General features: G+C 58.8%; 14 protein-coding genes and 6 pseudogenes. 10 read left to right on the forward strand and 10 right to left on the reverse strand.

What is annotated here, in order from left to right:
- The first annotated feature begins 706 nt into the window (after window positions 1-706).
- Together MAFF_RS23790 and MAFF_RS23800 are read left to right on the forward strand one after the other, a co-directional pair.
- A complete protein-coding gene (locus MAFF_RS23790; protein ID WP_010913525.1) occupies window positions 707-1792 on the forward strand; it encodes a cytochrome-c peroxidase in 1086 nt (361 codons plus the stop codon).
- Between the two features lie 626 nt (window positions 1793-2418).
- A complete protein-coding gene (locus MAFF_RS23800; protein WP_080511922.1) occupies window positions 2419-3102 on the forward strand; it encodes a transposase in 684 nt (227 codons plus the stop codon).
- Window positions 3103-3405: 303 nt separating this feature from the next.
- Here MAFF_RS23800 and MAFF_RS23805 read toward each other — a convergent pair whose 3' ends face one another.
- From MAFF_RS23805 to hemN, 6 genes and pseudogenes are all read right to left on the reverse strand, one after another.
- Window positions 3406-4899, reverse strand: a complete 1494-nt coding sequence (locus MAFF_RS23805; RefSeq protein ID WP_010913527.1) for an NAD-dependent succinate-semialdehyde dehydrogenase — start codon at window positions 4897-4899, stop codon at window positions 3406-3408.
- A gap of 551 nt (window positions 4900-5450) precedes the next feature.
- Window positions 5451-7109: a chaperonin GroEL gene (gene groL / locus MAFF_RS23810; RefSeq protein WP_010913528.1), complete on the reverse strand. Its 1659-nt coding sequence runs from the start codon at window positions 7107-7109 to the stop codon at window positions 5451-5453.
- Window positions 7110-7174: 65 nt separating this feature from the next.
- Window positions 7175-7471, reverse strand: coding sequence for a co-chaperone GroES (gene groES, locus MAFF_RS23815; RefSeq protein ID WP_010913529.1), 297 nt, complete (start codon window positions 7469-7471; stop codon window positions 7175-7177).
- Window positions 7472-7835: 364 nt separating this feature from the next.
- A pseudogene (locus tag MAFF_RS23820) lies at window positions 7836-8327 on the reverse strand (Tn3 family transposase); the annotation flags it as partial.
- Window positions 8328-8595: 268 nt separating this feature from the next.
- Window positions 8596-9408 carry an arylamine N-acetyltransferase family protein gene (locus MAFF_RS23825; protein WP_010913531.1) on the reverse strand — a complete coding sequence of 271 codons (813 nt, stop codon included), beginning with the start codon at window positions 9406-9408 and terminating at the stop codon, window positions 8596-8598.
- Window positions 9409-9733: 325 nt separating this feature from the next.
- Complete coding sequence (hemN, locus tag MAFF_RS23830; protein ID WP_010913532.1) at window positions 9734-11053, reverse strand: oxygen-independent coproporphyrinogen III oxidase; 1320 nt, start codon at window positions 11051-11053, stop codon at window positions 9734-9736.
- A gap of 122 nt (window positions 11054-11175) precedes the next feature.
- Here hemN and MAFF_RS40715 point away from each other — a divergent pair, with 122 nt between their 5' ends.
- The gene (locus MAFF_RS40715) at window positions 11176-11331 is read left to right on the forward strand and encodes a hypothetical protein (protein ID WP_244420596.1); all 156 of its coding nucleotides are present in this window, start codon (window positions 11176-11178) and stop codon (window positions 11329-11331) included.
- On the opposite strand, the gene MAFF_RS40720 is transcribed toward MAFF_RS40715, so the two are convergent.
- Window positions 11328-11846, reverse strand: coding sequence for a hypothetical protein (locus MAFF_RS40720; RefSeq protein ID WP_341872726.1), 519 nt, complete (start codon window positions 11844-11846; stop codon window positions 11328-11330). The two genes, MAFF_RS40715 and MAFF_RS40720, sit on opposite strands and share 4 nt — an antisense overlap.
- On the opposite strand from MAFF_RS40720, the gene MAFF_RS40725 reads away from it, so the two are divergent.
- Entirely contained in the window at window positions 11758-11943 is a 186-nt protein-coding gene (locus MAFF_RS40725; RefSeq protein ID WP_193364021.1) for a hypothetical protein, read from the forward strand. The two genes, MAFF_RS40720 and MAFF_RS40725, sit on opposite strands and share 89 nt — an antisense overlap.
- Before the next feature lie 119 nt (window positions 11944-12062).
- Here MAFF_RS40725 and MAFF_RS37950 read toward each other — a convergent pair.
- Window positions 12063-12268: pseudogene (locus tag MAFF_RS37950) on the reverse strand (MFS transporter); the annotation flags it as partial.
- Between the two features lie 104 nt (window positions 12269-12372).
- On the opposite strand from MAFF_RS37950, the gene MAFF_RS37955 reads away from it, so the two are divergent.
- The 4 genes and pseudogenes from MAFF_RS37955 to MAFF_RS23850 all read left to right on the forward strand — a co-directional run bounded on the left by MAFF_RS37955 (window position 12373) and on the right by MAFF_RS23850 (window position 16115).
- Window positions 12373-12762 carry a hypothetical protein gene (locus MAFF_RS37955; protein ID WP_080511923.1) on the forward strand — a complete coding sequence of 130 codons (390 nt, stop codon included), beginning with the start codon at window positions 12373-12375 and terminating at the stop codon, window positions 12760-12762.
- Window positions 12763-12803: 41 nt separating this feature from the next.
- Window positions 12804-14321, forward strand: coding sequence for a radical SAM family RiPP maturation amino acid epimerase (locus MAFF_RS23840; protein WP_010913536.1), 1518 nt, complete (start codon window positions 12804-12806; stop codon window positions 14319-14321).
- A gap of 290 nt (window positions 14322-14611) precedes the next feature.
- A pseudogene (locus tag MAFF_RS23845) lies at window positions 14612-14907 on the forward strand (acyl carrier protein).
- Window positions 14908-16115: pseudogene (locus MAFF_RS23850) on the forward strand (beta-ketoacyl-[acyl-carrier-protein] synthase family protein).
- Here MAFF_RS23850 and MAFF_RS41465 read toward each other — a convergent pair.
- Window positions 16102-16245: pseudogene (locus MAFF_RS41465) on the reverse strand (LysR family transcriptional regulator); the annotation flags it as partial. The pseudogenes MAFF_RS23850 and MAFF_RS41465 sit on opposite strands and share 14 nt — an antisense overlap.
- A 162-nt stretch (window positions 16246-16407) precedes the next feature.
- Here MAFF_RS41465 and MAFF_RS39210 point away from each other — a divergent pair.
- Window positions 16408-16572: pseudogene (locus MAFF_RS39210) on the forward strand (SDR family NAD(P)-dependent oxidoreductase); the annotation flags it as partial.
- A 303-nt stretch (window positions 16573-16875) separates the two neighbouring features.
- Window positions 16876-17067 carry a hypothetical protein gene (locus MAFF_RS37965; protein ID WP_010913541.1) on the forward strand — a complete coding sequence of 64 codons (192 nt, stop codon included), beginning with the start codon at window positions 16876-16878 and terminating at the stop codon, window positions 17065-17067.
- A gap of 445 nt (window positions 17068-17512) precedes the next feature.
- Here the strand turns inward: MAFF_RS37965 and panD are convergent, their stop codons facing one another.
- Complete coding sequence (gene panD, locus MAFF_RS23855) at window positions 17513-17965, reverse strand: aspartate 1-decarboxylase (protein ID WP_010913542.1); 453 nt, start codon at window positions 17963-17965, stop codon at window positions 17513-17515.
- Window positions 17966-18009: the final 44 nt, after the last annotated feature.

Here is an 18009-nt window from a genome sequence, read left to right on the forward strand (position 1 = left end):
CGAGCCGGCGGCATCCAAAAATGCGATCACTCTCGAACGTGTGAGAGGCGCTACGTTAATATGGCGGCCGCCGCCGTTTAGATCAAGAACCTTGGCTCGCTTTACGAGGATTGCTCCAGTGGCCACAATTCGACGACACAGTGCGCAGCGCCGTCATCACGCTCACATCGATGATTGCGCGGCCGCTTTAACGCGCCGTCGGCTTGCGGCGCGATTGAGGAGCCGCGATCTGGCGGTCGGGCACTAGGCGCACCAGCTCGCGGACCAGCGTCAAAGTATCTGCGGGGACTGTCTAGCGATGCTTGCCGGCGGCGTTCATCTTGAGCTTTAATACCGTGTGGTCCCCTCCCGCCCATGCAGGAGGCCGGGTGCCCATCGGACAAGACGCTGAGGGACCAACATCTCTCTGTTTCAGCCCGACTGTTGGCTGTCAGATCCGCGACACCGGAGTAGGGCTGCGCTTTGCTGCGAATTCCTTCAACCTATTGAATGATGACCAGAAAATCCCCGGAGGTTCCTTCTGCTCAGTTGGCACGACTTTTGATGCTTCTCGAGAGGCGACAGGAGATACCGACTGGCGTTCATCGTGGGTGATATCGCGCAATGCAACGAAGGAAGACAATATGTCAGGTCCGCGTCAGAATCGATTTTATTCAAAGAGGATTGCCGCCTTTAGCGCAAGGCGTTCACGAACCGCATATCAACAATGGCTTCCGTGCAAAACGCAGGGAGATCACTTGTGAAAATCCTATTCACTACGGTGGCTGTCGCGTTGCCGGCCATCGCTTTTGCTGCGCAAACGATCCCCGTATACCTCAGAGAAACAGCACGGGCCACCTTCAAGCCTCTACCATCCATCACGCCGACAGTCGCCAACAACCCGATCACACCGGAGAAGATAGCCCTAGGCAAGGCAATGTTCTTCGATCCACGCGTCTCGGCGTCAGGCGTCTTGTCGTGCAATTCGTGCCACAACTTGGCCACCGGGGGCGACGACAATCAAGAAAGCTCGATCGGCCATGGTTGGCAGAAGGGACCGCGCAACGCGCCGACGGTACTGAACGCTGTCTTCAACATAGCGCAGTTCTGGGATGGTCGTGCTGAAGACCTGAAGGTTCAGGCCAAGGCACCGATCCAAGCCGTTGTCGAAATGGCCAACACACCAGGTCAACTCATCGCCACGCTCAAGTCGATGCCGCAATATGTCGAGTGGTTCAATTCAGCTTTCCCGGGCGAAGCCGATCGCGTCACCTTCGAAAACGTCGCCAAGGCAATCGAAGCCTTTGAGGCGACACTGGTCACACCGGCGCCCTTCGATGCCTTCCTCAACGGCGATGACGCCGCTATGACTTCCGAACAGAAACAGGGCCTGACGCTTTTCATGGACAAAGGCTGCTCGTCCTGCCACGGCGGTATCAACGTGGGTGGGGAGGGCTATTCCCCATTCGGCCTCGTTGAAAAGCCCAACACCGATGTCCTGCCGGAAAACGACAAAGGCCGATTTGCCGTGACCCATGAAGCCGACGATTCCTATGTTTTCCGCGTGGCGCCGTTGCGCAACGTAGCACTCACCGCGCCATACTTTCATTCGGGCAAGGTTTGGGATCTGAAACAGGCCGTCGCCATTATGGGGACCACCCAGCTCGGCCAAGAATTGACGGAAAAAGAAGTCGACCTGCTCGTTGCCTTCCTTAATTCGCTGACCGGAAAAGTACCGGAGGTCGCCTATCCCGTCTTACCCGCCGAAACGCCGACAACGCCTCGACCTGTATTGCATATCCTCCCGCAATGATTGGCCGGAGCTGGCTAGCGAAGGTCGCAATCACGAATGATTGCGACCTTCACTGGGACGAGACGATCATGACTTCCGGCGAGGCCTATCCAACTGGAAAGCTAGGGGGACTTTCATTTCCGAATTCAATTGAAACGCTAAATGAAAACCTGACCCGTCGACGCCCACTTGCGTCACGACAGCATGACCCGCCTTGCCGGCCACGTCGATCAGACGCTCCGACTAGCCGACTGTGTCGTGATGTGTCGTTACATGTACCCCCTACCCCCGCTTTAGATCCGCTGACAAGCTCGCAACCACCTGATCGAGCCATCGCGGACAATATTCCGCGAGCCGCTGGCGTGCGCCCAGCAGAAACCGGATGCCTTCAGATCCACCCCTTCAAAACGTGCTCGATGGCGTTGCGACGCGCGAGCCGCTGTTCCAGCTCTGCAAACGCATCGATATGAAAACAAAGCTGCGGCCAGCCAGCGACGTGGCCCGAGCATTTGTCAATGCACACCGCAAGTGCCGCTTGCTCTCGGGCTATCTCATCCATATAGCTCGGCGCAACAGAGGAAGCGCCAGTTGTTCAGTCATCGTCAGCCGCGACCTCCTGTGCAATTCGTTCTAACAAGGAAGAAACTATGAGGCGGCAGACCCGACCGTTCACTGTGGAGGTCAAACAAAAGCGCAATTATCAAAAACGGGGCCATTCCATCTGGAGCGATGTCGATCTCTCCGCGGCTATAGCCGACACAACAAGGGAGCTCAAAGATATGGATCTGCCAAATCGTCGGCTGATTGACTCTAATGTCATAGCCCTTGATGCTGAACACGCCCACAAACCGCGAGCGGAGTATCTCATGGCAAATCCCCTAGAAGCTGAATCAGTAGAAGCTGCAACCGAACACGCTCCCAAAGGAAGGACGCCGGAAACGAAGAAGAAAACCCAACCTTCGCGGAAGGCCAAGACTGATCCTGGTCGCAAGAATGGCGCCAATGCGGCGTCCCCGGCGGAAGCAACAGCAACAGCAGCGGCCGTGCGGAGCGCCCGGAAGGTCTACTCCGGAAAAGAGCGCGCCCAAATGCTCGCTCAGGTCGAGACGTCGATCAGCGGCGGCACCACTCTCAAGAGCGCCGTAAAGCAGGCGGGTATATCGGAACAGACCTATTATCACTGGAAGAAGGCCGCGGCGCCTAGATCCGATGGCGACGATCTGAAGGACCTGGTCGCCCTCGAGAAAGAAAACAAGCGATTGAAGAGCCTGCTCGCGGAACGCCTACGCACAGAGAACGCGGAACTGAAGAGGAAGCTAGGACTGCAATAAGGCTTAAGATGCCGCCATTCGACCAGACGGTAGAACTGTGATCGAAGGCTCGCCGGCTGTCGGATGGACGGAGATTTTGCGCACCAGCACCCTGATCTGTCGCGGCCGAGACAGGACAAACCACTCCCGGCGGATTGAAGCGGCACATGGCAAGCAAGTGTCAATCAGGGATCGGTGAACGCGGCCGAAGGCAAGGATGACAGCATCAAGGTTTTACGCTGGGCCTTGATCGAAGGCCACCATTCCATCGATGGCCGCGGCGGATTATCAGGGCGAAGTCAATGGGACGCGGATGCTGTGGGATTATAGCCCACCCATGCACAGGTACTTCATTTCGAGATAATCCTCGAGGCCGTGGCGCGACCCCTCACGACCGATCCCTGATTGCTTCATTCCGCCAAAGGGTGCGGCCTCGGATGACATGCGTCCCGTATTGATGCCGACCATTCCGTATTCGAGGGCTTCAGCCACGCGCCACACGCGCTTTAGATTGGAAGCGTAGAAGTAGGCTGCAAGACCGTAAATCGTGTCATTCGCCTCGCGCACCACCTGGTCGGGATCGTTGAAGCGGATTATGGGAGCCAGCGGTCCGAAGGTTTCTTCCTGAGCGACCCGCATTGTCCTTTCGACGTCGGTGATCACCGTGGGCTCGAAGAAGGTTCCCGATTCGCCGATACGGTTGCCACCGCAACGGATCTTCCCACCCTGCCGCACAGCATCGCGAATATGATCTTCAATCTTTGCAAGCGCGCACTTATCGATCAGGGGACCGATCGCAACTTCTGGCTCGAAACCGTCACCGACGCGCAATGCACTGACGCGCTTGGTGAATTTGTCGCAGAATTCATTATACACGCTGGACTGTACGTAAAGCCGATTGGCTGAAACGCAGGTCTGGCCTGCATTCCGAAACTTTGCCTGTAGCGCACCATCGACGGCAGCGTCGACGTCTGCATCATCAAAAACAATGAAAGGAGCGTTACCACCAAGTTCGAAGCTGGTTCTTTTGATCTGATCCGAACACTCCCTCATGAGTAGCCGCCCGACCTCGGTCGACCCAGTGAAGCTGATCTTGCGGACCTTCGGGTTCGAGCAAAGTTCACGCCCAACCGCATCGCCTTCCGATGCGTAGATCAAGTTTAGAACGCCATCGGGAAAACCTGCCATCCGGGCAAGCGTGAACATAGCACCCGCGACAAGCGGTGTTTGCTCCGCGGGTTTCAGAACAATCGCGCAGCCGGCGGCAAGCGCAGGCGAAATCTTGCGAGCCACCATCGAGGCGGGAAAATTCCAAGGAGTAATGGCGCCGACAACACCGATCGGCTGTTTGATTACCAGCATACGCCTGTCGTTAGAAGGCGGCGAAATCGTCTCGCCATAGATGCGATTGGCCTCCTCGGCATACCATTGGAGGTAGGCTGCGGCATGGGCGATTTCAGACTTCGCCTCTGCAAGCGGCTTACCCATTTCAGCCGTCAAAATGGCTGCAAGATCCTCGCTGTGGTCGAGGATCAGTTGGTGCCATTCCCATAAGATGTCGGAGCGCTCGCGCGCGGTGAGCGCCGCCCAATGTTCCTGCGCAGCTTCAGCCTTATCGATTGCCTTGGAAACGTCCCGGACATCCATATCTGGAAGCTCAGCCAACAGCTCGCCCGTTGAGGGATTGAACACCGAAAAACGCCTCGTGGATTGCTCCGCCTTCCGACCAGGCACACCGGCCAGATCGTCAAATAGCTCGGGATTTTTGAGACGTCTCGTCAGCGACTGTGTCACGGTCAAACCGTCGTCCCCCTTCATGGTTAAGTTACTAGCTTCGCAACGTACTAATAAGCACAACTTGTGCCAGATGATCGGACGAAATCGTTCCGGCCCTCCGTCATTGCAAGCGCAGCTTCCCGACTGATTAGCCCATAGCAATGACAGCCTCAATCACGAGTCGCGCTAAGGCTTTCGCTCCATAACAGGCAAGCGCGGATAGAGCTCGTGAAGAGCTGGCATAGGCGGAGTCGATCATCGAAACCGCCGACGTTGGCAACAGCACTGCGGTATCATTCTTTGAGCGGCTTCCACGGCCGCTCATATCAGGCATATCGAAAACCGACCGCCATGGTCGAACGTGCCATCGATGTAGTGGCTTAAGCGCTGCTAAGTCTTGATGGTCGCGCAAAAAGCCATGTTTGTTCAGTTCGCCACCCGAAAGCTCCACTGCGACGATGTAGTGTGGCCGTGTAGGCGCGCGCACGACAATATCACGCGAGCCCAAACCTTTTCCGACCGGCTCCGTCCCAAAAAAAAGGGGGCGGCGTCGGTGCCGCCCTCTCGGTATCCGAAAGCTGATAGAGGCTAGATTAGAAATCCATGCCGCCCATGCCGCCCATGCCGCCGCCGCCCATGCCGCCAGGCATGCCGCCGCCGCCAGCCGACTCCTTCTTCGGAGCCTCCGCGATCATGGCTTCGGTGGTGACCAGCAGGCCGGCGACCGAGGCCGCGTCCTGGAGAGCCGTGCGCACGACCTTGACCGGATCGACGATGCCCATGGCGATCATGTCGCCATATTCGCCGGTCTGGGCGTTGAAACCGAAGGTCGCGCCCTTGTTCTCAAGGATCTTGCCGGCAACGATCGAGGCTTCCGCACCGGCGTTGGCCGCGATCTGGCGGGCCGGAGCCTGCAGCGCACGACGCACGATGCTGATGCCAGCGGTCTGGTCGGAGTTTGCGCCGACAGCGTTGATGCTCAGCGAAGCGCGCAGCAGGGCAACGCCGCCGCCGGGAACGATGCCTTCTTCGACGGCTGCGCGTGTCGCGTTCAGCGCATCGTCAACGCGGTCCTTCTTTTCCTTGACTTCGACTTCCGTCGCACCGCCGACGCGGATCACCGCAACGCCGCCCGCGAGCTTGGCGAGACGCTCCTGCAGCTTCTCCTTGTCGTAGTCCGAGGTGGTCTCCTCGATCTGCTGCTTGATCTGGGCGACGCGGCCCTGGATCTCTTCCTTCTTGCCGGCACCGTCTACGATGGTGGTGTTCTCCTTGGAGATCGACACCTTCTTGGCGCGGCCGAGCATGTCAAGGCCGACGTTCTCGAGCTTGATGCCGAGGTCTTCCGAGATGACCTGGCCACCGGTGAGGATGGCGATGTCTTCCAGCATGGCCTTGCGGCGATCACCGAAGCCCGGCGCCTTGACGGCGGCGATCTTCAGACCGCCACGCAGCTTGTTGACGACCAGCGTGGCCAGGGCCTCGCCTTCGACGTCTTCCGAGATGATGAGCAGCGGCTTCGAGGTCTGCACGACGGCTTCGAGAACCGGCAGCATCGCCTGCAGGTTCGAGAGCTTCTTCTCGTGCAGCAGGATGTAGGCGTCCTCGAGATCGGCAACCATCTTGTCGGCGTTGGTGACGAAGTAGGGCGAGAGATAGCCGCGGTCGAACTGCATGCCTTCGACGACTTCGAGTTCCGTCTCGGCGGTCTTGGCTTCCTCAACCGTGATGACGCCTTCGTTGCCGACCTTCTGCATCGCTTCCGCGATCATCTTGCCGACCGACTCGTCGCCATTGCCGGCGATTGTGCCGACCTGGGCAACCTCTTCCGAGGTCTTGATCTTCGTGGCGTTCTTGATCAGCGTCCAGACGACGTCGCTAACCGCGAGGTCGATGCCGCGCTTCAGGTCCATCGGGTTCATGCCGGCAGCAACCGCCTTGTGGCCTTCCTGGACGATCGACTGCGCCAGAACGGTTGCGGTCGTGGTGCCGTCACCGGCGATGTCGTTGGTCTTCGAAGCAACTTCGCGGACCATCTGAGCGCCCATGTTTTCGAACTTGTCTTCAAGCTCGATTTCCTTGGCGACGGTGACGCCGTCCTTGGTGATGCGCGGGGCGCCGAACGACTTGTCGATAACGACGTTGCGGCCCTTGGGGCCGAGCGTCACCTTCACCGCGTCGGCGAGGATGTTGACACCGCGCAGCATGCGCTCGCGGGCATCACGAGAGAATTTCACGTCTTTGGCAGCCATTTTGTACTCCTGGGCATTTCGCCCGAAATTCAGATTGGATGGTACGGATGAAAGGCAGCGGCGTGTTAGCCGATGATGCCCATGATGTCGGCTTCCTTCATGATCAGAAGGTCTTCGCCATTGAGCTTGACTTCGGTGCCCGACCACTTGCCGAACAGGATGCGGTCGCCGGCCTTGACGTCCAGCGGAACGAGCTTGCCGGCTTCGTCGCGGGCGCCGGAACCGACGGCGATGATCTCGCCTTCCTGCGGCTTTTCCTTTGCCGTGTCGGGTATGATGATCCCGCCGGCGGTCTTGGATTCGGATTCGACTCGGCGAACGACCACGCGGTCATGAAGCGGCCGCAAATTCGACTGTGCCATTTTTACTATCCCTGGTGCGCAGGTTGAAAGGTTCTCCGTTGCCGGAGGGTGGTTAGCACTCGCTATTGGGGAGTGCTAAGATGATCGTGAGATAGGCTGTAGGTTCGTACTTAGTCAAGACGGGCGGGGGGACGGACCGGAGGGCAAAAGATGTGGAATCGGCGCGGAAGCCGGACCCCCATTTACGGCGCAATCCCACTGCCTACGCGCGTTTCGGCCGTAAGCTTTGGGCCGACTTTTGTGTCTTATTTGGAATGTGAAATTATGTGAAATTAACGGCCGAGCAGTCGGCCGGAATCGACGGCAAGCCGAACAGTCTTGAGCCTTTTGCAATTCATCCCTAACCTCGGGTTGCATCGCCAAAAGGAGCGCTCATCGCTTCGGAGAACGTGCGGAACTTCCGGTCCTTGAGGTTGCGTAGTCGCGGCGCGAAGCGTTTGCCGATCAGGGCAAACAGCCCGAAGACGTGATCGCTCGCGCCGCCCGTATCGGTGAAGTGTTCCTGGATGTCGAGGATCGTGTCCTGGTCGAACAGCCCACCGAGCACATAGGCTGCCTCGCTTTCGGTCGGGCTGATCGGCAGGATGCTGAAGTAGCCGTACTGATCTGACAGATGGCTATAGAACTTCGAGCCCGGCTCGCTGCCATAGTGCAGATTGACGTCGCCGCGCTTCGCCGCTCGGTCGCTCGCGCGAAAGAACTGCCCATCGGATGACGCGGTCGTTCCATTGCCCCAAAATCGAGAATGTGGATGCCGGGTGTGCGCATCGGTGATGCATGCTTGCGCCGCGCGATAGGTCTCCGACCGGGCATGGAAGGTTCTCATCCAGCCGATCTGGTGAGCGCTAGTAGCGCGCGGTGGACACGGCAGCGCAGCCTGATGCTGGGTCGACTGGTATGCTTGATCGCTTGTGGCGACACCGTAACCGACGCTCACCTTTCCAATTCGGAGATCATGGTTAGAGCTGCCGATTGGCTGCCACCGCTGACGGCTGGTGAGCGGTCTTAAGCGAGCAGGGTCATTTACGTATGGGGCTTCGAGTGATGCCACACACGGTGCCTGCAAAAAGGGCAAATCCGACTGCTGAAAACCGCCGCAGTGCAAGGCTTGACGGCCTTCTTTCCTATACCCGTCCACGCGACCCAAGCTTTTCCCACAACGAATCAATCGTGGACCGAGGAAGGTGCAGCCGAAAAACATCGGACAAGACTCGCTGCAGTTCGCTCTTCGTTTTGAGGGTTTCTGTTTCCTCAATTTGGTTCCGAATCAAGCTGAAATCCTTGTTGAACAAGTTCGCAGGCCCTTCGGCTGTCAGCACGCTCATCATGAGGCTGGATGGAAACGGCGAACGGTCCCAGCGAGCGCAGATGAAGTTGGCGCCCTCAAAATCTGAGGGCAAGGCGGTGGCTCGATCGAAACCATAAAGAGGGAACCATTCATTCCCGTTCTTGCGTTCAACGACGAGTTCTCCGCTGGCGGAGTCAGCTCGCAGGCGAAACACGTCACGGCCAGCTGTTTGCAGTTCCTCTGTATCGATCCGTAGCGGTGCAATCGGTGCTGGACCACCGAAGCCAGCGTCGGCGAGCCAGTCGACGCCCTCGATGGTTAAGATGAATGCCTGGTGTGTGCGTGGCCCACCCTCCGCAGCACCCATACGCACTCTGCAAAGGATGGGCTGGATCGTGAAACCGAGTGCTTCGAGCGCCAAGCCAAACAACTTGTTCAATTCGAAGCAATACCCCCCTCGCCGGGCATTGATCAGTTTGGCCCAGATCGAATTCTCAGTCAGATTGGGTATATCACCCAACAGCACATCGATGTTTTCAAAGGGAATCGCGCGCATTTGAGCCTGCTGAAGGGCAACAAGACCGTCGACCGTTGTCGGCACTCGAGCAAGGCCGATACGATTCAGATAGATCGCAATATTGAATGCCATGGGATGTCCTTAACACCTAGGATTCGTATTCGTTGAACGCCTGCCGAAAGCGCGATGACGTCCCAGGGTTCACGGAGCAGAGTAAGGTGGCCATCTCCCCCTATAGAAGTGAACATGCCGACCATTCCTCGTGTTCGCACTGAACCAAAGCGGCGTTTCGAGCGCTGCAAATACCCCTCGTGATCCGGAAACGCGGGCATTGCTCGTACAGGGCACTGAACATCACGGTGCTGCAAAAACGGGTACACAAAGGACTTCCGATCCACAGCGGATTGCAACAGTCGACCTTCTCAGGCCTCCGCTCATGGTGACTCGCTGTGGCTCACTACGATTGGTCGAGATAAGCGTCGAACGCGGCAGCAACAGAGCGAAGCAAAATGCGATGGCCATGCCGCACGCGGATGAAGCCATTCTCGACGTCCACTATCCCGTCGTCGGCCAGCATCGCCAAGCGCTCAGCTGAATCGAGAAAATGGGTCCAATCAAATCCGTGGGCGGCACAGATTGCCGGTACGTCGGCCTCGAGATCACACATCAGTCGCTCGATGATTGCGCCTCGGACGCGGTCTTCGCCGATGAGACGGTAGCCCTTCGACGTTGCCAAGCGACCAGCTGCGATATGCTGACTATAGGCCTCCAGCGCGCCTGCGTTCTCGACGTAACCCTCTCCAACACGCCCGATAGCCGACGCACCAAAGGCGATCAGGGTTTTGCAGGTGTCGGCAGAGTAACCTTGGGAGTTGCGCCGCAGGCGACCGGTTTTCTGAGCCAATGCGAGCTCGTCGTCCGGCAAGGCGAAGTGGTCGACCCCAATCTCTCGGTAGCCGGCAGCAACCAGCGTCTCGGCGACGGCCGCAGCTTGTTCGGCGCGGGCAGCGCTGTCCGGTAGTCCTGCCTTTTCGATGAGGCGCTGATGTTTATTAGAAGACGGCGTGTGAGCGTATCCGAACACGGCAATCCGCTGCGGGCGCATCGCCACCGCCACCGTGGCGGTCTGGACGCAGGACTGCATCGTCTGATTGGGAAGACCGTAGATGAGATCGATGTTAATGCGGTTTATTCCCTGCTGGCGCAGGTTTTCGACGGCAGTCGCCGTCTGCTCTACACTCTGGATACGATTGATCGCTTTTTGAACACTGGGGTCGAAACTTTGCACGCCGAGGCTCGCGCGGTTCACCCCGGCTGCACTTAAGGCTTCGGCCATCTCCGCGGTGAACGTGCGCGGATCGATCTCGACGGCGATGGCGGTCTTTTGCCTGAACGCGAAGCGGCGGCGTAGAAGCTCCGTCAAGGCGAGGAATTCCGTTGGCTCAAGGAGCGTGGGCGTTCCGCCGCCAAAGTGCACGTCGCTCACGGGCAGCGCCTGCGGCGTTAGCTCTGAGACCAAATGGATCTCGCCGCGCAGCGCCGCCACGTAATTTTGGTTCGGCGGGTCCCGCTGGGTGATGGTAGTAGGGCAGCCGCAATACCAGCACATCGACCGGCAGAACGGAATATGGATATAGAGCGATACGGGATCGTTAGCCGATAGGCCGCCGAGCCATTCCCCATAGGCCTCCGCGCCGATCGCTGCGGAGAACTGCGGTGCAGTTGGATAATTGAAATACCAAGGCAGGCACGCCTCGCTATGTTTTGTCTGTAGCATAGCCGTTTCTCATCTTGATGTTAGCTCCATACCTGCCGCGCTCTCCTATGTCTCTGATCTTCAACTGTCGCGGCGCAACTTGTATTTCCGTCGTGCCAATTAGCCTGTGTAGAATAGTCTCCATGGAAGCGCGCACGGGTGCGCTTTATTGGGGCGCTGTTGGCGAAGGGCGGATTTGGTCGGCGCATCTGGTGCAGGTGTTCGATTCCACCCGTAGTGCGCGCCACGTCTCCGCCCTCGCCGCCGGCTTCATCTCGCTTCAATCCACACGGTCCTAAGGCTTGCGCACTATTGTCCATGAGTTTTTGAGACATGTGGGTGTATTCGAGGGCGTAACGGCGGGCGTATCCCTGCAGGTTGCCCTCGGCCTTGGACAGTGCATCGACATCGAGGATGGTGCGCCATTGCGGCTTGCCTGACCTGTAGGATTCCCAGTTCGCACGCCGCCACAAGGCTTGCACGTGCGTCCCGTCCTGCCAGAGTTGTCGATCATGTCGCCTTGCGCAAGGCCGGGCGAAGCAATACGATCGGTGGCCTGTAGGATCTTCAGAATGTCGGCTTGGTATTGTCTGTAGCGCGGATCTTTCGACAGCTTATTGACGGTCGATAGGTTATGCGCCCTGACCCAGGTCATCGCCTCGTCGTCGTCGACCTCGTTCAGATAGGCGCGGGGGTCGGTGGCATCGTTAGGAGCCTCGTTGGGGTTGGAACGGATCGCCTTGGCGATGGTGGTCATCTGGGGCTGGGCGGAAGCCGTCATGGCGGTCGCCGTAGCTAAGGCCGTCGCCGTCATTAAGCTGTTCATAGATGTACTGCTGATGGTTAGCTCTTTCGAAAGCCTCGAAAAACGTAGCCGAAGCGATGGAAATGAACCGCTTCGCCTCTTCTAGGCAAGAGCTGTGCCAGTAAGACACGCTTGAATTCAATGGATTATTCTGGGGCGGTGGGCGGCCGTCTAGGATAAGTCGCACCGTAATTGTCGCAAGCGCGACACGCTTGTCGCTTGGGAGCATGCTGCCCAAGCGACAGAGGCGAACGCCACCAGCTTGTTTTGAGGCGTGATTCGCCTCAGGTAGCCGTTGCTCATGCCCGCGATGAAAGCACCGGTGCCGAAGCCGCCAATAAAATGCCGTAGACGATCCGTCCGCTCTTCAATTGATTCCGGACGACGAGAGGGAGCAGCGCCAGTATGGAAATGCTGGCCAAGCCGAAAATCAGAGATGTGAGGTTGGTACGGAGCTTGCTGGTACATCAGCCGATCGCTTGTGAGAGCGAGATGGCTGGATAGCTCGGACACTGAGCAGAGGCGGGAATTAGCTATGGCGCGAGCTGACGTAGAGCGATTCATCAACGAGTTGGGAAAAAAAGGCAGTCCGCTTGAAAACCTCAAACGGCGTGCTGGAGGGCTTGCATCGATTGTAGAATTTGCAAAGGACCTCGACTACAACATCACACTCGACGAGGTTAAAGGTTTTATCCGATCGAACAGCCGAGAAAAACCAAATAGCAAGAAGCTTCGCGCGACTGCGGGCCGCAAGGGTGGTTCGAGTGTTTCGACCTTGACCAGCCTTGTACACACCAATGCGTTGGCTAATTGCGCTCCGTGTACGTCCATGAGCCCTGTTAAAGTCGATGGAAAAACTGCAGCGGTCGCGGTCGCGGTCGCGGTCGTTGTCGTTGTTGTGATAGTTGTAGCTGTCGCGAGCTAGCTCTGATCGCATTGGCTCGAAGGAGCCGGTCTGAAGAGAACATGATCGCAAAGCTTGTCAACGAGATAATGCCATCAGGCGGACAAGGGACCGCTGCAAGGGCTCATCTCTACCCCCGGAGCGAACGCTGGCGGCAGATTTTTGATCGGCGCACGCCTAAGGAACGGCGCAGTTTGTCACATATCAAGCGCTTCATGGAGCGGCTGGCCGGTGATGGGAAATTCCGTACGGCGCTTTCCGAGAACCTCGACAACCCTCGGATAGTGACCGCGCGATACGGCATCGAAGTTGACCCAATGGAGATGCTGCCGCTCTGGTGCGGTGACTACCTGAAGTATCGCTTCAAGCCGGAGTCTGCCCCGTGGCCGCTGGCTATGATGTGGGATGAGTATACGCGGGAGATGTTGCGCCATCGCGACCTCCTGCGCGGCCAAGGCGAAATGTCGACTATCAATCCTCGCTTTCATGCCTGGCGCGAGCGCCAAATCCGGCGCTGTAACGACGAAATGGGCGAATTGGCGCCGTCAATCGCGCACTCTGTCATCGCTTTCGAGCTGAGCGAAGGCTGCACCGTCGGTTGCTGGTTCTGTGGCCTCTCGGCGGGTACCTTCAAAGGTTACTATGAATACACTGAGGAGCATGCAGAGGTTTGGCGCGGCGTGCTCCGTGCGGCGAGCGAAATGTTTGGTTCGGCAGTCCGCACTGGCTTCTGTTACTGGGCCACAGACCCGATCGACAACCCGGAGTACGACCGTTTTCTGTTCGACTACCATCAGATCACGGGCGAATTGCCACAAACGACGACGGCGGCCCCGCTCAAGGATCAGGCACTCACCAACCGCGTGCTCGAACTGTTCGAACGCTACGGTCGCGTGACCAATCGTTTCTCAGTGCTAAGCACGGACCATCTTAATCAGATACACGCGGCGTTTTCGCCCGAGGACCTGATGGGGGTCGAACTCATCCTGCAGGGCAAGGACGGGCCGACCGCAAAGGCTTTCACCGGGCGCGCACGAGCGCGGAAGGAGAAACTCAGGGCAGCCGGCAAAGACGCCGCAATCGCCGTGCCGGAGGGCTGTCCCACGACAATCGCCTGTGTTTCTGGCTTTCTCGTGAACATGCGGCAGGGACGTTTACAACTGGTGACGCCGGTACCGGGTAGCGAACGCTGGCCTCTCGGGTACCGAATCGTGGCTCAACGTTTCTTCAGCACGCCCGACGAGTTCCGGGAAGGTCTCGATAGCATCATCGACGAGAATATGCTCGAAAGCCCCCCTCCCAACCGGCCAATTCGCTTCCGCGGAGACCTGCAATACGAGGCAGGGGACCACTGCTTCCATCTCCGCTCACGCAACAGTGAGCATCGAGTGCTCGACGGGGTGGTTCCGATTCCCATTGGCCATCTAATCGCGAGCGGGAACTGTACAGCCTCGGAGCTGATTATGCGGGCCACGGACGGAGCGAGCGTCCTTGCAGTCGCCGACTTGCTCGATCAGCTATACGCGGCTGGGGTGATCGAAGAGGACCTCGACGACATTTCGCTTGGCAAAACGGGATGACGGGCGCGGGCCGCGGGCTTTTTTGTCCGCAACGCCACTGCCCTGCGTCCCGCTCGGGTGAAGCGGGCTATCGCGGCCGGCCTCGACGAAATCGAGGTGCTCGCCGAAGGCTTCGCCAATGACAATGGCGCCAAGCTTACCGGACCGCTCTATGCCGACGGTTGGCATTGAAGTCATTGGCGAGCCAGGCCGGCGTGGCGTTCCCCTCACGGATCATCTGGTCCCACCTCCAGGTCATCGAACGCGATGTTGCCCGCTCGGCTCTCGCGGATGAAGGCGTGAAGCGGCTGATGACCATTCCCGGCGGGGCTGCGAAGCCCCTGAGCCACGCGACCGAAAGCGGCGCAACAGGGAACCGCGTCGAATCGGAGAGCGGCGAGAGTGTGTCCACCATCGGCGAAATAACGACTGCCACGGAACTGACCTCGCTCGGAGTCGATTCGCTGGGTCTGGCGGATCTCCTCTGGGATGTGGAGCAGGCCTACGACATCAAGATCGACATGACGCGGCTGACGCCTGGTCGAATCTCAAGAATGTCGGCGACATGGTGGAAGCCGTCCGCGGTTTGCTCGCGAAGGAGGTCTGATTGGACAGGCGAGTCGTCATTACTGGGATAGGGGGGCTTTGCGGCTAGGCAACAACGCCGCCTCTATCTGGAAAGAGATGCGCGAAGGTCGCTCCGCCATCCGCCTGATGGTCACTTCCGCGCTTCATGAGATGAAGGGGACTGTCGGTACCGAGATCAAGGAGCTGCCCCAGCACGACATCGGCCGCAACCAGCTCGTCTCCATGGACCGCCACAGCTTGCTCGCTGTGCTTGCAGCGCGTGAAGCCATGCAGCACGCCGGACTTTCCTGCGATAAGGGAAATCCGTATCGCTTCGGCGCGACAGTGGGCGTCTGCGGCTGGGGCTGGGGAACGGTCGAAGAAACCTACCGTGACCTCCTTTTGGGCGGCGCGACGCGTGCTGGCATTTACACTGCACCAAGGGGGTTGCCGAGCGCCGCTGCCAGCCAGGTCAGCATGAGTCTCGGCCTGCGCGGCCCGGTCTTTGCCATCGCCTCCGCATGCGCATCAGCCAACCATGCGATCGCTTCGGCCGCGGATCAGATCAAGCTCGGCCGGGCCGACGTGATGCTTGCCGGAGGCGCCGAAGCGCCGCTCGTATGCCTTCAGATGAAGGCATGGGAAGCAATGCGCGCGCTCGCTCCAGATACGTGCCGGCCCTTCTCCGCCGACAGGAAGGGAGTGGTGATAGGCGAGGGTGCGGGCATGGCCGTGCTGGAAAGCTATGAGCATGCCGCCGTGCGCGGTGCCACAATCCTTGCCGAGATCGCAGGCATCGGCCTTTCCGGCGACGCCTTCCACATCGTCGCGCCGTCTGTCGAGGGGCCGGAGGCCGCGATCCGCGCTTGCCTTGCCGACGCCGGGCTGAATGCGGAGGACGTGGACTACCTAAACGCCCACGGCACCGGCACCAAGGCCAACGATCAGACTGAGACGGCGGCGATCAAGCGCGTCTTCGGAGACTATGCCTATTCGATGTCTGTCTCGTCCACCAAGTCCATGTACGCGCATTGCCTGGGCGCAGCGAGCGCACTTGAAATGATCGCCTCCGTGATGGCGATCCAGGAGGGCATTGTGCCGCCGACCGCGAACTATCGCGAGCCAGACCCCGATTGCGATCTCGACGTCACGCCCAATGTGGCGCGCGAGCGCAAGGTGCGCGTGGCACTGAGCAACGCTTTCGCCATGGGCGGCATGAACGCAGTTCTGGCGTTCAAGCAAGTGTAGAAGGCATGCGAGATGCCTCCAGTAACTCTATCTCTCGTTTCCAAATGCTTGCCGGATCACGATTGTGAAGGACGTGCCCTTGGACCGCCTCGGTGAATGCGCCAAGTGGCAGCGGAAGCTGGACAAGCCGGGGCCCCATCCTTTGCAAAATTCTCAACTGTTGAAGCGACGTCGACGTACCGCTACCCGGAAGGTTAAGCGAGCCCTTCGAGTTCGGCTCGATGGCCTGTCCAAAGCTGTATCCGATAATATCTGAAAGGCGCATGGCCGCCAGTGACCGCTTCCGTGGAAGACCGGCCGCAACGCGCTCGTCACCGGAGCAAATGGTGGAATCGGCGAGGCCGTGGCGCGGACGCTGCACGCGCAGTGCGCAACCGTCGGCCTGCACGGCACGCGTGTCGAAAAGCTCGAGATGTTGGCTGCCGAGCTTGGCGGGCGGACAAGACTGTTTCCGGCGATTGCCGGGTGATCGCGCTGAGGCACCAGAGCGGCAGATTTTTTGCAGAGGTACTCGGACTGAATACGCGTTCCCATTCACGTTAGCTGTGGATAACAAGGCTGAATTAACATGCAAATCTGCGCATCTAAATCGATTTGAGCACTCACGGACGTTGCGGACCAGAATCGCCGTCACCCTGAAATCGACAAGGCATCGGCTATCCCAAAATCGGGGCTTGACGTTACGTAAGGTCCTATGTTTTCCGATGTGCAGGAACGACTTCCAGTCTCAGCCCAAGGGCGACGAAAATGAGGGGCAGCAATGGTGGCTGGCGAACCTAATGACGTGCGCGTCAAGCGTTGTGGTGGGGGATGGGTTGTTCATATTGTCGAGGACGGCAAACTGACAGTTCTTCGGTTCAAGACACAGTTTCCCGCCGAAAATTACGCCGATGGCCAACGAGCCAGGCTCGGTCTTGCTGCCAAGCCACCGATCGACGAACCTGATATGTAACCGGATCAGGCGTCGGATGGCTGGTGAGCCTTGGCGCCGGCGGGAAACACTTGCCGAAGGCCCACCTCAATGCTGCTTGCGGCCGTTCGGCTAGCCATATTCGCGATGATGGTTGGCACCGCTGCCGATGCGGAAGACGGTAGCCTGCTTGATCGACACGGCGGCAAAGATCATGAAAAGCCAGGTCGTCAAGGACCCGGCCGCGGCGCTTGAGAAAGCAGCAAGAATTTGCAAGCCGCCACCGCAAGTAACCTGAGACAAGGGTCAGACATGCAAACCGCTGTTCGCGGATCAGCAGCTGCGAGACATTGCGCCATCCCACGAAGGCCCACGGTGCCCAAGGCGTGGTGGGCATCAGCCTTTCGAAGCTGAGCATCAGCAACTTCGTCGAGTCTTGGACCAGACGCTCTTCAGTGCCGAGGCTCGCACATCTGTGGAGCGCGGCTCACGCCCCGGAGACCAGGGCAGGAATGACCAAAGGCTCATCCGCCTCGTCAAGAATGGCGAAACTGTAACGGCCGTCTGTGTCAATATCGACGGAGTAGCTCAGGCGGTCGAGTATGTGGTTATCCTGGTCGAACGTGACGATGCGCGGCTTCAGCGAAGTGATATGCGCTTCGTCCAGGTAGATGGAGTTGCAGACGATAATCGGGTCGTCGGGCTGACAGGTGCGAGCCGCCGCTCCGTTGAGGATGCAGCACCGTGAGCCGCGCTCGCCGAGGATGACATAGGTCGAAATCCGCGCACCGGAATTCTTGTTCCATATCTCCACGAATTCCATCGGCAGGATCCCGGCTGCCTCGCAGTGGTCGGGGTCGAGCGTTATCGAACCATGGTAGTTGAGGTTCGCTTCTGTGACGTGGATGCCGTGCAGCTTGCCGGCGACTAGTTTTCGCATTGGTCGTTGTCCCTGTATTCATCGTTCAAGGTCAGTCTTGGCAG

The sequence above is a fragment of the Mesorhizobium japonicum MAFF 303099 genome (genome assembly GCF_000009625.1).
GTDB classification, from domain to species: Bacteria; Pseudomonadota; Alphaproteobacteria; order Rhizobiales; family Rhizobiaceae; genus Mesorhizobium; species Mesorhizobium japonicum.

What these genes read in the sequence shown, in the direction of transcription:
- MAFF_RS23790 (WP_010913525.1), top strand. Translation starts at nt 707, where the DNA reads ATGGCTTCCGTGCAAAACGCAGGGAGATCACTTGTGAAAATCCTATTC.
- MAFF_RS23800 (WP_080511922.1), top strand. Translation starts at nt 2,419, where the DNA reads ATGAGGCGGCAGACCCGACCGTTCACTGTGGAGGTCAAACAAAAGCGC.
- MAFF_RS23805 (WP_010913527.1), bottom strand. Translation starts at nt 4,899, where the DNA reads ATGAAGGGGGACGACGGTTTGACCGTGACACAGTCGCTGACGAGACGT.
- groL (WP_010913528.1), bottom strand. Translation starts at nt 7,109, where the DNA reads ATGGCTGCCAAAGACGTGAAATTCTCTCGTGATGCCCGCGAGCGCATG.
- groES (WP_010913529.1), bottom strand. Translation starts at nt 7,471, where the DNA reads ATGGCACAGTCGAATTTGCGGCCGCTTCATGACCGCGTGGTCGTTCGC.
- MAFF_RS23825 (WP_010913531.1), bottom strand. Translation starts at nt 9,408, where the DNA reads ATGGCATTCAATATTGCGATCTATCTGAATCGTATCGGCCTTGCTCGA.
- hemN (WP_010913532.1), bottom strand. Translation starts at nt 11,053, where the DNA reads ATGCTACAGACAAAACATAGCGAGGCGTGCCTGCCTTGGTATTTCAAT.
- MAFF_RS40715 (WP_244420596.1), top strand. Translation starts at nt 11,176, where the DNA reads ATGGAAGCGCGCACGGGTGCGCTTTATTGGGGCGCTGTTGGCGAAGGG.
- MAFF_RS40720 (WP_341872726.1), bottom strand. Translation starts at nt 11,846, where the DNA reads ATGACGGCGACGGCCTTAGCTACGGCGACCGCCATGACGGCTTCCGCC.
- MAFF_RS37955 (WP_080511923.1), top strand. Translation starts at nt 12,373, where the DNA reads ATGGCGCGAGCTGACGTAGAGCGATTCATCAACGAGTTGGGAAAAAAA.
- MAFF_RS23840 (WP_010913536.1), top strand. Translation starts at nt 12,804, where the DNA reads ATGATCGCAAAGCTTGTCAACGAGATAATGCCATCAGGCGGACAAGGG.
- MAFF_RS37965 (WP_010913541.1), top strand. Translation starts at nt 16,876, where the DNA reads ATGGTGGCTGGCGAACCTAATGACGTGCGCGTCAAGCGTTGTGGTGGG.
- panD (WP_010913542.1), bottom strand. Translation starts at nt 17,965, where the DNA reads ATGCGAAAACTAGTCGCCGGCAAGCTGCACGGCATCCACGTCACAGAA.